The organism is Peribacillus sp. NPDC058002 (genome assembly GCF_042886655.1).
Classification (GTDB): domain Bacteria; phylum Bacillota; class Bacilli; order Bacillales; family DSM-1321; genus Peribacillus; species Peribacillus aracenensis.
The window spans coordinates 1-14,764 of the sequence record NZ_JBHVQU010000103.1 but is presented as its reverse complement, the minus strand read 5'-3'; the positions used below and the strand labels follow the sequence as shown (position 1 = coordinate 14,764).

Annotated in this window: 18 protein-coding genes; 4 read left to right on the top strand and 14 right to left on the bottom strand. The window is 37.2% G+C overall.

The features are described from left to right. The 8 genes from ACFVSH_RS16760 to ACFVSH_RS16725 all read right to left on the bottom strand — a co-directional run. A partial coding sequence (locus ACFVSH_RS16760; protein WP_387706973.1) for a hypothetical protein occupies positions 1 to 246 on the bottom strand: 246 nt, incomplete at its 3' end. Positions 247 to 423: 177 nt separating this feature from the next. Beyond that, positions 424 to 540: a biofilm-forming protein gene (locus ACFVSH_RS16755; RefSeq protein ID WP_260285266.1), complete on the bottom strand. Its 117-nt coding sequence runs from the start codon at positions 538 to 540 to the stop codon at positions 424 to 426. Positions 541 to 829: 289 nt separating this feature from the next. After that, positions 830 to 1,264, bottom strand: a complete 435-nt coding sequence (locus ACFVSH_RS16750) for a hypothetical protein (RefSeq protein WP_387706971.1) — start codon at positions 1,262 to 1,264, stop codon at positions 830 to 832. A gap of 169 nt (positions 1,265 to 1,433) precedes the next feature. After that, positions 1,434 to 2,225, bottom strand: a complete 792-nt coding sequence (locus ACFVSH_RS16745; protein ID WP_387602794.1) for a phosphotransferase — start codon at positions 2,223 to 2,225, stop codon at positions 1,434 to 1,436. Between the two features lie 170 nt (positions 2,226 to 2,395). After that, positions 2,396 to 2,884, bottom strand: a complete 489-nt coding sequence (locus tag ACFVSH_RS16740; protein WP_387706975.1) for a DUF6584 family protein — start codon at positions 2,882 to 2,884, stop codon at positions 2,396 to 2,398. A 142-nt stretch (positions 2,885 to 3,026) separates the two neighbouring features. Next, a complete protein-coding gene (locus tag ACFVSH_RS16735) occupies positions 3,027 to 3,887 on the bottom strand; it encodes a transporter substrate-binding domain-containing protein (protein ID WP_387706969.1) in 861 nt (286 codons plus the stop codon). A gap of 153 nt (positions 3,888 to 4,040) precedes the next feature. Further along, entirely contained in the window at positions 4,041 to 4,865 is an 825-nt protein-coding gene (locus tag ACFVSH_RS16730) for an SAM-dependent methyltransferase (protein WP_387706967.1), read from the bottom strand. A 429-nt stretch (positions 4,866 to 5,294) separates the two neighbouring features. Next, positions 5,295 to 6,386, bottom strand: a complete 1,092-nt coding sequence (locus tag ACFVSH_RS16725) for a GerAB/ArcD/ProY family transporter (RefSeq protein WP_387706965.1) — start codon at positions 6,384 to 6,386, stop codon at positions 5,295 to 5,297. Positions 6,387 to 6,915: 529 nt separating this feature from the next. Between ACFVSH_RS16725 and ACFVSH_RS16720 the strand changes: the two genes are divergently transcribed. Continuing rightward, positions 6,916 to 7,278: a hypothetical protein gene (locus ACFVSH_RS16720; protein ID WP_387706963.1), complete on the top strand. Its 363-nt coding sequence runs from the start codon at positions 6,916 to 6,918 to the stop codon at positions 7,276 to 7,278. Between the two features lie 111 nt (positions 7,279 to 7,389). Here ACFVSH_RS16720 and ACFVSH_RS16715 read toward each other — a convergent pair whose 3' ends face one another. Then, positions 7,390 to 7,563: a hypothetical protein gene (locus tag ACFVSH_RS16715; RefSeq protein ID WP_387602807.1), complete on the bottom strand. Its 174-nt coding sequence runs from the start codon at positions 7,561 to 7,563 to the stop codon at positions 7,390 to 7,392. Between the two features lie 141 nt (positions 7,564 to 7,704). After that, complete coding sequence (locus tag ACFVSH_RS16710) at positions 7,705 to 8,145, bottom strand: cell wall hydrolase (RefSeq protein ID WP_387602810.1); 441 nt, start codon at positions 8,143 to 8,145, stop codon at positions 7,705 to 7,707. A gap of 421 nt (positions 8,146 to 8,566) precedes the next feature. Here ACFVSH_RS16710 and ACFVSH_RS16705 point away from each other — a divergent pair, with 421 nt between their 5' ends. Continuing rightward, a complete protein-coding gene (locus ACFVSH_RS16705; RefSeq protein ID WP_387706961.1) occupies positions 8,567 to 9,748 on the top strand; it encodes a YhgE/Pip domain-containing protein in 1,182 nt (393 codons plus the stop codon). Between the two features lie 46 nt (positions 9,749 to 9,794). Next, positions 9,795 to 10,325, top strand: coding sequence for a PadR family transcriptional regulator (locus tag ACFVSH_RS16700; RefSeq protein ID WP_387602814.1), 531 nt, complete (start codon positions 9,795 to 9,797; stop codon positions 10,323 to 10,325). Between the two features lie 686 nt (positions 10,326 to 11,011). Here the strand turns inward: ACFVSH_RS16700 and ACFVSH_RS16695 are convergent. Together ACFVSH_RS16695 and ACFVSH_RS16690 are read right to left on the bottom strand one after the other, a co-directional pair. Beyond that, complete coding sequence (locus tag ACFVSH_RS16695) at positions 11,012 to 11,245, bottom strand: hypothetical protein (RefSeq protein WP_387706959.1); 234 nt, start codon at positions 11,243 to 11,245, stop codon at positions 11,012 to 11,014. Position 11,246: 1 nt separating this feature from the next. After that, positions 11,247 to 11,819 carry a hypothetical protein gene (locus ACFVSH_RS16690; RefSeq protein ID WP_387706957.1) on the bottom strand — a complete coding sequence of 191 codons (573 nt, stop codon included), beginning with the start codon at positions 11,817 to 11,819 and terminating at the stop codon, positions 11,247 to 11,249. Positions 11,820 to 12,051: 232 nt separating this feature from the next. Here ACFVSH_RS16690 and brnQ point away from each other — a divergent pair, with 232 nt between their 5' ends. Beyond that, positions 12,052 to 13,392: a branched-chain amino acid transport system II carrier protein gene (brnQ, locus tag ACFVSH_RS16685; RefSeq protein ID WP_387602822.1), complete on the top strand. Its 1,341-nt coding sequence runs from the start codon at positions 12,052 to 12,054 to the stop codon at positions 13,390 to 13,392. A gap of 158 nt (positions 13,393 to 13,550) precedes the next feature. Here the strand turns inward: brnQ and ACFVSH_RS16680 are convergent, their stop codons facing one another. Beyond that, the gene (locus ACFVSH_RS16680) at positions 13,551 to 14,072 is read right to left on the bottom strand and encodes a DinB family protein (RefSeq protein WP_387602825.1); all 522 of its coding nucleotides are present in this window, start codon (positions 14,070 to 14,072) and stop codon (positions 13,551 to 13,553) included. A gap of 165 nt (positions 14,073 to 14,237) precedes the next feature. After that, positions 14,238 to 14,384 carry a YuzK family famiily protein gene (locus ACFVSH_RS27105; RefSeq protein WP_283898939.1) on the bottom strand — a complete coding sequence of 49 codons (147 nt, stop codon included), beginning with the start codon at positions 14,382 to 14,384 and terminating at the stop codon, positions 14,238 to 14,240. Positions 14,385 to 14,764 lie beyond the last annotated feature (380 nt).

Below are 14,764 nucleotides of genomic sequence, written 5' to 3'. Positions count from 1 at the left end.
AATCCACTTTGTATAATACCAGCCCTTTAGTCTATCAATAACCACAAAAATATAAATAATAATATAAATAAAAATAATAATAATAATAATAATAATAATAATAAGAGATATACCCAATGCTGTCCATATGTTCTTATATTGGATAGGAAGTAATTCAGCTAATAGAAGAAGACTTCCCCCCAAAAACAAAATGCCTGGGGGTTCTTTCCTTTTATATTTTTCAGTTTTTTTGGGATATGATTCCATTTACTCTTGGGCACCTCAACTATAATTCCTAAAGTAATAAGTTAAATTAACTCATATTTTCTTCAACTTTTGCACCTGTTAGTGGAACAAGGTACTTACATTTAATCATCATTAAGGATTATTGTAGAGTTGACACAAACTGTGCAACAAAAAAAGGAACCAAAAGGTTCCTAATCATTACTTGTTATCCTTTATTTGATGTTTTTTAGGATTGTCTACTTTGAAAGTAGTTTCGGTTTCATGATCTTTATTGATTTGTTCCATACTTGAATTTTGAATTTCCTTCTTTGTCATTGATGCTTTGCTGGTGTTCGTGCTGGTGTTGGTGCCTTTGCTCGTGTTGATGTTTTTGCTGGTGTTGGTGCTTTTGCTGGTGTTGGTGCTTTCGCTTTCAGAGTTATTCACCACCTTATTTAATATTCTAATTATTTTGCCTAACAATTCTAGAACCATTCATAAAAAATAAGATGACAATTTCCAATAATTAATTCTAACAAATATTAATGAACAGTCCGAATACACTGTGCTTGTTGAACTATCCTGCTGCCCCTTTACTTCATTACCAGGAGCTGCTGATCCCAATTTAATGGTATTGGAACCAAACAAACCATCCTTTTTCCTTACTTTTGGCTAAAAATATTTGACCTTGGGCTAAGTTAACTCCTGGTGCTTTGGGAAAATCTAAACGTACAAGCCATGATTCTTCAGCAATTTCTTTGCCACAAAAGGTCTTTGCCATTCCAAAATAGTCTTCTTCATCTTTATTGCCAACTGTTTCGGGAAAAGGTTTGGCAGTTACTACATCCCACTTAGTATATATGTCAGGAAAATCATCTAATCCAGTTCCATAAGTTTTTGGAATTAAAGTATTTAACGCTTTTATTACCTCTTTTTTATCCTTAATCGATGTTTTCTCTAATTCACTTAACACAGGACATTCTTTAGGTTGTGCGTATCCTTGAATTGAACAAAAAAACAACATAGGAATGGTAATAATCAATATATATAGCTTTTTCATAAAACTCACCTCAAAAGTTATCTTTCCTAATTTTTTTTAAAATAGTCCAGTTTTTGAGGTGTAATAGCTCAATTGTTCTTCAACTAACCTGCCCCGTTAGTTGCATAAAGAAAGAGCTGCCTTAAAGACAGCTCTGATCTCCGGCTAGCGTTCAACAAATAATCCACACTTAAATCCACTCTTTTCCATGTTCACGAATGAATGTAATATCGTTTTGATAATGTTCAAGATGCCCTTCATCTATCATCATTTGAAAGGCAATGTCACCTTCACTGGCTTTTCTTGTAATGGTTTTACATAACCCTTCCAATCGCAGCAATACCATTTCCAAATAATCTTCTTCTATTTCCTCACCGTAAGATTCAAAAAACAATCTAACTCTTTGTTTTATACGGTTAGCGTGCTGTAATGAATTATATTTAACTTTCTCACCAGTTTCAGAAAGATTAAATCTACTTAAGGGGACAACCGTATAAAGAGTGTACGCTATGTCCCAAAGTTTTGGACCAGGTCCAGCGACATCGAAATCAATAATACCTATTGGTCTTTCATGTTTAAAAATAATGTTGTATACCGCAAAATCATTATGGCATAGTACCTCAAATTGTTGGGGGGTGTTATCTATCGATTGCCAGCTATCATCAAATGAAAAATCGCTGACAGAATCATGATAAAGCCGGAGCATTTTCGCTATTTCCATTAAGACATCATCAGACCGCATGTATTCTTTTAAAGGATAATTACCAGCTTCTCCTTCAATAAATGATAATACCTCTCTTCCTTTATCATCAATACCTAAAAACTTTGGAGCATAGCTGAAGCCTTTGTTCTCCAAATGCTTTAATAGCTTATGAACTCTAGGACTATCTGGCTTTAATTCTCGTCGCACAGTATCTTCCGAACGATAAACGTTAGAGACATTCCCTCCTGTCAGCATTTCTTCGTTTTCATGATTTGACATCTAAATATCCCCCTAAATATGAATTTCCTTAACCCGTAAATTAAATCCTATTTGTTAAACTAACCTGCCCCATTTGTTGCATAAGAAAAGGAGCCGCTGATCAGCTCCTGGTAATGAAGTGAAGGACTGTTAGCTGAAGAACAACTACTATAAATACCTTTCTTCAGGGATCAAAAAATCCAGCTAAAGAGAGTGTAGATTCCGATTAATGTAAAGAAGATGATTAATATTAATATCGTGATACACCCAATAGGAAATAACTTATCCCCCAATGTCTCATCAGGTTCTTCCGTCAACTTTTCTTTAACTTTATTTTGTATAGGAGAACCTGCCTCATCTTGCAGTCCTTTTATAATTTCACTATCTCCTTTGAACTTTAGAACTCTGGCTATTCCAATAGGATCGTTACCCATGGATTTTTCGAACTGAATGCACGCATCCACCATTTCAGGTGTCTTATTCTTTTCTAGATACCAATAGCGACCGGCCATCGAGGGATATTTTAATGCAAAATAGATATCGCCTAACTTTTTGCGGAGTTCTAATTCATCTGGATAGGTGATAATTAACCCGTGTATTCTATCTCTTGCTTTGCCTAAATCATGATTTTTAATGTCCTCTTCTATCTTCTTTAAAGTTTTAACAGGTATTTTTTCTATGAATACTCCTCCTTCATCTATTTATTTATAGTTGAAATAATCCGAAACAAATTTTTATTTATAACCCGCCCCTATACTTCCAGAAGAAAAAGGGGAAGTAATTGCTCTTCTATCCTAGAAACTGACTACACATCTCAATATTCTATTCCATCCACTTTTTGTAGAGGGCATCAAATTTTCCCTGTAGCTTCATTTCATCCATCCACATTTCCAAGTAGCTTGCATAAATGAAATCACCTCTCGGGATCATATAACCTTTTTCACTGTTTGTGAAAGGCTTGTCAGTTTGAGCCGCATACAGTCTGTAATCAGCTTTTGCATACAGCATTGCTTCTACTGTATCAGTGATCATGACATCATACGTACCTTCTGCAACAAGATGTGGGATATCAAGGTTGTTCTGTACAACGGTTACGTTAGCATTGCTTAGATACTGACGGACAAATTCCTCGTTTGTTCCGCCTGGATTTACGCCGATGCGTACAGAAGGCTTGTTGATATCCTCAATGGAAAGATACTTGTCTTTATCTTCTTTGCGAATTAATGGTACCTTACCGAATGAAAGGTAACCTTGGGATACATAAGCGCTTTTTTGTCTCGCTGTATTGCGAGTCACACCGCCCACAGCGATATCGAATTTGTCCGCTTCCAGGTCTTTCAACATCGCAGGCCATGTGGTGGCGACGAATTTCACCTTTACACCAAGATCTTTGCCAAGTTCTTTGGCAGCGTCCACGTCAAAGCCTTCATACTCATTTGTTTCCGGATTCAAATAGGTAAAAGGTCTGTAGTCGCCGGTCATTCCTACCCGAATGTATCCACGTTTGATTATTTCATCAAGCTGGGAAGCCTCGACTTTTTTCAAATGCCCTGGCGCCTTTTCTGATGCTGGTTCAGCCGAGACGTTTTGCGAGGAGATCAGATCGTGACCGACGTACCCTGTACCTAGCAAGGATAAGCTGATAATTCCAGCCATAAGTGTTTTTTTCCAATTGTTGAACATGTGATTTTACCTCCATTTTTTTATATTTTTAATTCATCTACCAATTATTAAAAATACAACAAAAAAAATGAATCACCTTCAAAAACATACACTTTTTTATATTTAGGTTGAATTAGCGTAGCAGTTGATATGAACCATCCAATGAGGAACTTATTACTTTGCACAAATAATGAAACTATTTAATGATTTTTCATTTCCATTTGAAGTGTTCATCAATTCATAATAACTAGTTATCAACGGTTGCATCATGGAAGGAACTTTAATAAAATCTGCACGGATGCTATTTGCATAACTTTTTTCCCATTGACCGTCTTGTAATAAGGTTGCATCGACTGTAAGTTGTTTTACCACTTCAAAATTTGCTTGCTGGAGTAACTGGTGAATTTGAGTTTTATGAAACAAGTTTTGGATATTTCCTTCATTCTTTACGAAGTTTGAATACAATGCCAAAATGGAAACTGCACAAAAATGGGACCGTTGCGCAATGCAGGTAAAATCGAGGTCCCATTCTGCAAAACATAAATGTTTTGCCAAACCACGAATTTTTTTAAAGTAATTCAATAAATCTTCCGGTTGTTTGAAATACCATGAACAATGGGATAAAACCGCCGCATCAAATGGCATAGTCGATTCAAAAAAATCAAAATCCATTTCAAAATGGAAGTCAATACGTTCTCCTAATTGAGATTTCTTAATACGTTCAGTTGCTTGACCTAAAGTTAACGGTGCCCCGTAATCGGGACTAGCGATATCTATTGCGACAACACATCCGTTTTCTCCTACCGCGTCGGCTAATGCAACGGTTGTATCGCCCTGCCCGCAGCCTATTTCTAATACGCGCATTCCTTTTTGAATCCCAAATGCTTTTACTAATTCCAAACGGTGCTGCAACTGAACTTGTTGTATCGAATCATCCTCAAATAATGGATATTTCGATAAAAAGGACATCGTTTTTTCATTTAGTTGAAATGACTTCACGTATCATTCACCCCACATTTATTGTGATTGGTTCATCAACAATGAAAAAGACTGCCTCAGCAATCTCCCATACTGAAGTAAAGCATCTAAATTGTTTATCTGTTAACTAGTAGCATAAAGATTGAATCATACTTATAACATCGTCATGATCATTTATGATTACATCCAAGGAAAGGCCTTTTAATTTGTGGTAATTGGTTGTATTCAACTCCTCAGTTCCTGTTACGATGTCTACCGATATTATACTTTAAATAGACTATATCCGAACTATCCTGCCCTGTTTGCTTCATAAGAAAAGGAGCTGCCAAAGCAACTCCTGTTTAAAGTAATAGTATATTTCACATTTGTTGGAGGTAATTATCACCATTACCGACGAGTGGCAGACAGTCGGCGGAAAGGGAGCGGATTCGGAATGGAATGATAATTGGATCATAAACGTTTCCTCCACTTCTTAATGCTAAGTAAAACCAAAAGAAGAGGCAAGTATAAAACAAGGAAGGACACGCTGTATGGATTGATCATTTTATTTAATATATGTAAGGATTCGAGATCGAAAAAGAATATATTGACGAGTAGTATGATCATGAACATTACCCATAAGGGATACTTTTGCTGGACGTTGAATAAGCGCTTGATCCCCCTGCTGGCAGCCCACAAAGGAAGGACCATGTTAGTTATAATAACAATGTTCCACCAAGAAACAGTTATGTATTCGAAACGTTGAATAAAGGGCAATTCAATGATACTGGTCAATGTGAGTGTTGGCCATAGGGTAAGGGCCAACTGTTTCTGTGAATAAAAGACTGTCGAAACAAAATAAAGTAATAGGAGCAATAACGTAGTGGACAAGGCTCCTCCATGGGCATACTTTTGTGATGCTTCAGGATTTTTGATGAACGGATAAAACATCAGGATCATTTCAAAACCAAGCATTGATAATGAAGTACTTCTGGTTCCTTTCATTATTTCGATTAACGTATGATCGAAAATAGGGAGAAAACTGATGAAATCAGCGTATTTAAAACCATATAGAGGTATAAATAAAAGCCAGAATGAAACAATTACACTTAAGAAGGCAATACCTGTAATGGTTCGGAACCCTCCCGTAATGATGTAATAAATCATGGCCAGGAAAACCAAAGCAAAGGCCCATGAGGGTACCTCTTTAAACATCCAAACATGAAGGACATTTATATAGCCGATTATGATCGTCATTCCTAGGACGAAAAAGTACAGAATGAATAAGAGACTAAAGAAATTCCCAACCCATTTACCCCATGCATGATTATTGGCAGAAATGATATCACCGGGAACAATACTGAAAATCTTATATATTAACCAAATTAAAATATGAACAATCAGTCCGGCTAGGATTATGGAGATCCAGCCATCCGTCCCCGTCGCCTTGGCTAAATCTCTTTGAAAGTTCAACACCCCTAATCCTGTTTGCATCGAATGCATTAAAAAATATACATAGAATGGCGATACCTTATACTTTTCATTCACACCAGCTTGGTTCATAATGTACCCTCATTTATATAACTCGTATTTCCTATGTTAATAATCTGGCTTTTACAGGAGTAATTTATTCAAAAAGGACCCAAACGTTAAATAAAGTTCGAACCTCCCTCAATAAACTAATCACCATCTCACGACTGCTCTGGAATTCTTAGCATTTCAACAACAACGCCAACTGAAAGGAAGGTTACATTTCTATAATCTTTAACCTTCCCTTCTATCTAAAAAACTTAGGTATCCTTCCTCATTTTCAAGGATCCAAGGTTTTCAATATCTATCTTTATATTAAATAATAATAAATTGGCTTAATTCGAATTAGCGGAAGGATCTCCCCAATTGAAATCCGGAGCCACGTCAATTAAAGGACACTCCTTCACGAGGCCTGCTCTATAATGAGCCCTACACCGATAATCATCACTACCTGGTTACATGAAAGCACGACCACTGTAAAGATGTTTAAAATATTGGCCCATAGCACAATAATATAAGCAACGTATATCTGTCTTTATTCCACCAAAGGAGGAAGAACCATTTGAAGATTTCATCAATATCATTCAAAGGACCTCCAGTTTCCCATGAATTCCCTACCCTCTATGAAGGTTTAGGGCTGCCTGAGGTATCTTCGTTCATTCAGCAACGATTTGAATTTGCATATACCTTGGGGGAAGTGGAAAGAATCGGGTATGGCAGCATTCGCTTTTATAAACGGCAGAGGGATTTCGAAGTACATATATCTGATAAGTTGCCAGGAGTGGGGCCAATAAAGCTTCGGAAATTAAAGGGCCTGTTACTGGAGGAAACCATAACGGCTTTCATCGAAAATATTGAATTCGAACAAGAAATGCGGAAGGTGTACTACGCCGAATTTCGTCGTACTGGGAAAGACGCTGAATAAGTGTGCTGTTCCACAAACCGACGGCCTGTTATGGAAAATCATTGTTATCTTGTTGGATTTGTTTTATTTATATGAATAAAACAAGGCTGCCGCAGCAACCTCCAATCCGTTTTATCTATCATTATCTAAATCATCATCAAGAAAAGACCTTTTATCTGCTTTAACTCCATACTTTTTTTCAAGCAATTGACCAATATTTGAATTGTTAATTCCTTTTCTTACTGCCGTTTCAATAACTATATAGAGAATGAATAACCCAACCACAAAAAATATAATATCCTTCACTCAAACTCCCCCAAATAACACGCCATTATTCCCTTTATTTTACCATAAAATCCAGAATTCCTTGTTGAAGTTCCCGTTTGATGCATAAAAAAAGGAGCTGCTGATCAGCTCCTTAAATGGTAATAATTGCACCTGGACCGCCTAACCGGTATAAACACTTTCACATGTTCCAGGTTTTGGTTCATAATAACAATGATTTTTAAATTGACCAGCAAAGGGTTGATCGTACCATGTTGGAGGGCATGGAGCATATGGATTGAAATACCAAAGGGCATATTTCCCTGGGTGCTGTCTCCAATATTCCAGATTCTGTTTTGCTAATCTTTTTTCAGCCGTTCTCGCTCTTTGATAGAATACATTGCCTTTTTGAACAGCTTCAAAAGAATAATTTCCTCCTTGTACATGATAAATGACTTGTGGAATGGTTCTTAAATCTTTAAAGTCTATACAATTTGCTACAAGTCGATTAACAATTACATTTCCAACATATAACATCCCTTGCAGTCCTTCACCTTCGGCTTCAGCTCTCATCATCCTTGCCATTAAGTCAATGTCCGAACTTCGGTAACTTACTCTTGCCATTTTTTCACCCCAAAAATATCGTATGAAAAAAAGCCTGCATTAATGCCATGGTTCATGAAATAAGCATGCTTAGATTTTTATAGCTTTCCGTTTTTAAACAAGACGAAAACTTAAGGACAGCTTAATCACACAAAAATTGTACCGGCAGAGGAAATCAATAACAACACATAATTAACAGAAATCCCTTGTCGCGCTTAGCGAAAAATTTGCAGCAATTTTAATGTAGCGTCCTCAAAGAATGTAATAGTTACTCCCAACAAAAAGAAGATTTTTGCTGGGAGTTTTTTGTATGCATAAAAATTTTTCAATTGACTTTTTGAGTAAAATAAAATAAAATTCAAAGTACTTCATTTTAAGTACTATAATTAGAGTACTTAAAATGAAGTATTATACTATTAAATCAAAAGGATGGATTCAACATATGAAATTTACTGCATTCTTAAAAACAAGAGGTGCATCTGCGGCAATCTTTATGGGGATTTTCTATGCAATTGCCATGCTTGGCATCTTCTTGCCTGGGTATACAGCCATTCCAGGAAACGTCGATAAATTACCGATCGCCATCATCAATGATGATGACGGGGAAAATGGGGCGATGATTGCCGATCAGTTAAAAGAAAATTTACCCTTTAAAGAAATCAAGACGTATATAACCAATAAACAAGCCTTAAAAGATTTAGAGAAAAATGACTTAGCATTAGTCGTACACATCCCGAAAACCTTCTCTGCGAATATGCAAAAAGGTGAAGCATCATCAAGCATTGACTTTACAATCAATGAGGCAGGGGCAACAGCCGTTTCTTCCACCATGAATTCTATCGTTACTGAAATTAACAATCAGTTAAGCACACAATTCTCACAGCAAACGGCCAAGGGCGTATTGATGAACTTTAATGTACCGGAAAAGCAAGCCGCTGAATTAGCGGAAATGATTGAGAAATCCTATGTAGGAAATGTGGTTACAATTAACGAGATACCAGATGGCATGAATAACAATATGCTGCCTATGTTCTTGACAATGGCCGGTTATGTCGGGGCGATGATCGGTGCGATGCAAATAGTGGGTGCATTTAGAGCCAGCCGTGGGAAAGCTAGTAAAACACGTTTATTCATGTATGTGCAATTAACAGCGTTATTGATTGCAGTGGTTTCATCACTCATCGCTGTAGGTGTAGCGTATTTAATTGACAAGCCAAGCGGTGGCCTATTCTTCGGTATAGTAGGTCAACAAATACTGAACTATATGGTTTGTTTTAACTTCACCGCGATTTTAATCTTCTTATTGGGTGAAGGCGGAATGATTTTAAACTTACCGATTTTATTAATACAAACAATAGCAAATGGTGCCACCATCTCACGTGATATGATGCATTTACCATATGAATGGATGAGCCACATTTCCCCGATGTATTACTCGGTGCAAGCTTACTTTGCAAACCTATATGGCAGCATCAGTCCAAGTCCGTATATTTGGTCAATGGCTGCGGTTGGTGCTGCTGCGATGGCCATTAATATGGCCATCGTAGCGTTTATACAAAAACCGATGCCAGGAGAGGCTTCTGAAACAGAAGCCGAAAAGAAAGCGGCTGAAATCACAGCTTAAGTTTTGCTACAATAAGGAGATGATACTTCTTAAAGGAGCGTAGAAAATGTCCATTCAAATTTTTATATTGAGCAAGCTGATGGAAGATAAAAATTATCCTTATAAATTAAAAAAGCAGCTTTCAGAACCCATTCCGTTGGATCGCCTAGGCGGGTTAACGGAAAGTAAACTATACTACCATTTTGAATCATTGGTAAAACAAGGTTTAGTTGAACCAGTTGAAGTGATAAAAGAAGAACATCGGCCTGATAAACAAGTATATGCGATTACCGATAAGGGTCGCGAAGAACTACCAAAGAAAATCTATAAATTATTTGAAAGTGCAGATGAAATTAAGGATATGATTGTTGGTTTAGCCAACATCAAGTATGTAGATCGGGATAAAGTAGTAGATATATTAGAAAAAAAAGTAAAGTCCATCAAGGCACTTTGGGAGCATCTTGGGAATTTCGAGCCAGAACCTAAAGGCAACGAGAATATTCGTGAATTTTTGGATGGCTATTTTTCAACCAGAACAGATCACACAATATATTGGTTCGAAGAGTTAATTAGAAGGATCAAGCTAAAGGAATTGTAAATTTCCCTTTTGGTGGACATACGTATAGATAGCTGTACTGCAACGAATGTAGCGAAATTAGCCCAATCACATAAACAATAATAAAAAGCTATGTGAAAACTTATATTCACATAGCTTTTATTTCATATTTCAAATAAAAAAACTTGCTTGGAATGAGCAAGTAACCACCAGTTTGTAGACAAAAGGCGTTCAATCTGCGGGAAAAGCGTGTCCCATAGTTGTAAAAAAAGGCAAAATAAAAGTAAAGCCACCCATTCTTGTTACACTGACCTGCCCCTTTAGCTCTCCATAAGAAAAAGAGCTGTAAAAGCAGCTCCCTGGAAAGATTTATTTAATAACATTAACTGCGTAAAATGCAGGTGCAACTAACCCGAAAAGGATCCCAAGTAGCTCATCTTTACCAGAGGTGCTAATGCCGTTTCCCATAATCAATAATTTACCTAATCGCTACACCGGTACAACAACTTTTTTAATTGGTAAAAGCTCCTTAAGTACAAATGGTGAGAGAACCATGACAAACACTGGCGCAAAATAATAACCCAGTGTTGTATGATCGTATTATGTGCAATTAATGAAGCTACACAGTCCAATTAAACTTTGTACTTGAACTAACCTGATTACTTGTATCCCTAGCTACCTGGAAATCAATAGCATTTCTGCCCCCTTACTCCACGAGATCTGGGATTTCATTTATCATTTTCCCTGTTTCTTTTTCCTTCAAAATATATGAATGCCGAAAGAACAATGATTGCAATTAACACAATGTCAGTTAACCAAGATAAATCTATATCCGTGATAAACTTAACCATACTTATTATAGGAAGCCCTAATAAGAAAATTAGTAAGAAAACATCTTTTTTACTTTGTTTCCGTTTTTCAAAGAACAATCCCATTATAAAATACCACCTTAATTTTTCCATTCTAAAGTCCGCCGTCTAAACCGTCAATCTTTATCCCTCTGCTCCAATCACGGGTGACTTTTAATTCATTATCGATGATGGTTATCGTGAGCTCTCCTTCTTTCTTATAAATCTTGGATGAATTCTCGTCATAAACCTTAAATACCGTTGTGTATGTGTAATCCACTGTGCCATCTTCATTTATACTTTGTTCTTCACGCTTCACACTTTGCACTTCGATGCTTTTCTTGATTTCTTTGGCCACCAGGGCAGGCATTGAATAAAAACGGTTAAGAATTTGGGCATTATATTCATCTTCTGATAAATATCCTTTAATATTTTCTGCAATTTCATCAAAGGTTGGAGGATTGGCCGGATCTTTAATGGCATATCGTGCAGTATAATAGCCTTTAAATAACTTTTCTGCCTCTCCCAATTTGACCGCCTTTCCCTCTTTAACAGGGCTCCTCCCTATCATTTCACCGTTTTCCTTGACCACTTCCTTGTTACATGCACCTGCACTGAAAAATACTGCAATTAACAACAAAAGGCTAAGAATTTTTTGAATGTCAGCTCCCTCATTTCCTTTTACCATTCATTTGTTCAAAAATGAATTTCATTAGTATGACCAGCCTTTAAATGTTCAAAATAATGTTAGGGCGGACCACTGATCATCAGGGGAAATAATAAAAAACAAAAAATATATTGAAATATTAATTTAATTTAGATATAATACGATACGGTCTTGAAATTAGTCCGTGTATAATTTTTAGAAAATTTAATAATTTTCTAAAATAGCAAATTTTGGTTTTTTCGGAGGGTTTATTTTGTCTAATAAGGTACCATTTTCATTTATAGTAGTGATTGGGTTAATGTTATTTGCCCTTTTCTTCGGTGCAGGTAATTTAATTTTCCCGCCAATGCTTGGTCAATCAGCAGGTACGAATATCTGGTCAGCTAATGCAGGGTTTTTGGTCACAGGAGTAGGATTACCGTTACTTGGTGTGCTGGCACTCGGTTTTTCTGGAAAAGATGACTTACAATCATTAGCGAGCCGCGTCCATCCAGTCTTTGGTATTGTATTCACAACTGTTCTTTATTTAGCCATTGGTCCATTATTCGCTATGCCTAGAACAGGAAACGTTTCTTTTGAGATCGGTGTAAAACCTTTTTTACCTGAAGAGTCAGGTCCACTGCCTTTACTTATTTTCACCGTCATCTTTTTCACGGTTTCGTGTCTTCTTTCGCTCAATCCCGCGAAAATTGTCGAAATTGTGGGGAAAGTTTTGACACCCATCAAGTTGACATTCATTGGAATCCTGGTGGTAGTCGCTTTCGTTAATCCAATTGGAGATTTCCAAGCACCTGCCGAGCACTATATGGTTCAACCATTTTTCAATGGGTTTAGAGAAGGATATTTAACGATGGATACTCTTGCATCTTTTGTTTTTGGCATCATCATCATTAATGCCATTAAAGAAAAGGGTGCTAAAACAAAGAAACAAATAATGATCGTTTGTGGAAAAGCGACTGCGATTGCGGCCGTTATCCTAGCTACCATTTACACAGCTCTTTCTTACATGGGTGCTTCAAGCGTCGAGAAACTTGGACGCTTGGATAATGGAGGCGTTGTTTTGGCAAAAGTCTCGGATTATTACTTTGGAGCATATGGCGGGCTATTATTAGGATTAATGATCACTGTAGCTTGTATAACGACAAGTGTAGGACTCATTACATCCTGCTCGACGTACTTCCATAAGCTATTTCCAAATCTGCCTTACAAAACAATTGCCATAAGTTTATCCATATTCAGTGCAATAATTGCCAATATTGGACTAACCCAGTTAATTGCCATATCCGTCCCGGTAATGACAGCCATTTATCCACTAGCCATTGTTTTGATCTTCTTAACTTTTCTTCATCCTTTATTTAAAGGTAGACCTGAAGTATATCAAGGCAGCTTACTTTTAACATTCATCGTCAGTTTATTTGATGGATTAAATGGAGCAGGTGTACACATTTCATTCATCAATGATTTCTTCACCGCAATACTTCCTATGTATGAGGCAGGACTAGGATGGATCATCCCTGCCATTGTTGGAGGAGTCATTGGGTATGCCAGCAGCGTCTTGCGTTCGAAATTCGGTCATAATCACCAAATACATTAAATGATATAAAACCGGTCCAGGCATATTGACTGTAGACAAATTCGAAGAAAAGCGAGTTTGTCTACAGTTTTTTTCTTTGCAAAACGTTTCAGTGGGTTTCCCCATTCCGCAGACTGTCTGCCAAGCCTTCTCTTCGCAAGCCAGTTATTCGGCAAGAGTCATTCATTCCGTAATTTCCTCAGTAATTGAAAGATCTGCCCCCTATGATGTGCTTCATGTTCAATCAAATGGTAAACGACCCATTCAGGTGTGACGTCATATTGTTCAAGCACCCTCGGTTTACGCCAATCCGTTAGGTCCATTGTACGAAAGTTTGAAAGAAATACTTCACGTACCTTATTGAGGCGGTAGATATGTTCTTCCAATGCTTGTCCTTCAATGTGGCTTAGGGAGTCATCTTCAGTACGGCATCCAAATGCAAACAATGCGCGTATTTCCGAATCCCATTCCGTAACAAGGACCTCCTCGTATAACCAATCCGCCTCTATCAGCGCTATGTGATATAACAGCGAGCCAATCGTTTGCCTTTCATCGATTTTCGAATCTAGTGAGTTTTGGCTGATTCCAGTCAATTCCGAAATGAGCGTACGGCGAACATCTTCTAAACACCATAACCACCGCCCAATTTCCTCTTCATATCCCGGTAATGCAGATACCAGTAATGCTCTTCTCTCCATCATGATCATCCTCCTCTTCATGAACGTACATTCTATTTAAACGTGTTGTTTCCTTCTTTTAAATGGAAAAATTATCTTTTAATGCAGAACAAAAAGGGCAATCTTTTAGATTGCCCTTTCGCTTGTTCCTGATTGTTTCGTTTATGTCATCGATATCGTAGATCGAAATTAACCCCCCAAAAAGAGATTGGCTCTCATCTCCTCTGTTATACGCCTGCTTTGTAGATAATCCTGTTCCCGTTCTTGTTCAACCATCATGCGTTGCTCCAATTTTTGAGCATATTGTGCATAGCCGATTCCATGAGCCTGAAACATCGCTTTTTCCATTGCCGACGTGTACGTTAATTCGAGAAAATTAATGAAGAATCAATCCTTCCCATAGTAAATTTCGTACTCATCTTATCATGGTTAGTGATAACTCACAAAGTTGCTATAGCTCGATATTCACTGATAATTCAGAATTTTAAACAGTTGTTTCTATCTCCGTGTACAGAAACGCCAAATCCCTCCATCTTCCTCTAATTTCCTTTTTTCATTCACAAAATGACCATGTTGAAACAAATTAAAAGTCCCATTAACAACAGGTTTGTTAATGGGACTGAATGTTTATTTATATGAACCGAAAATTTCCTTGGCCAATCTACGCCCAGTAGGGGTCGCAGCCAGGCCGCCCTCTGCCGTTTCGCGAAGTGCAA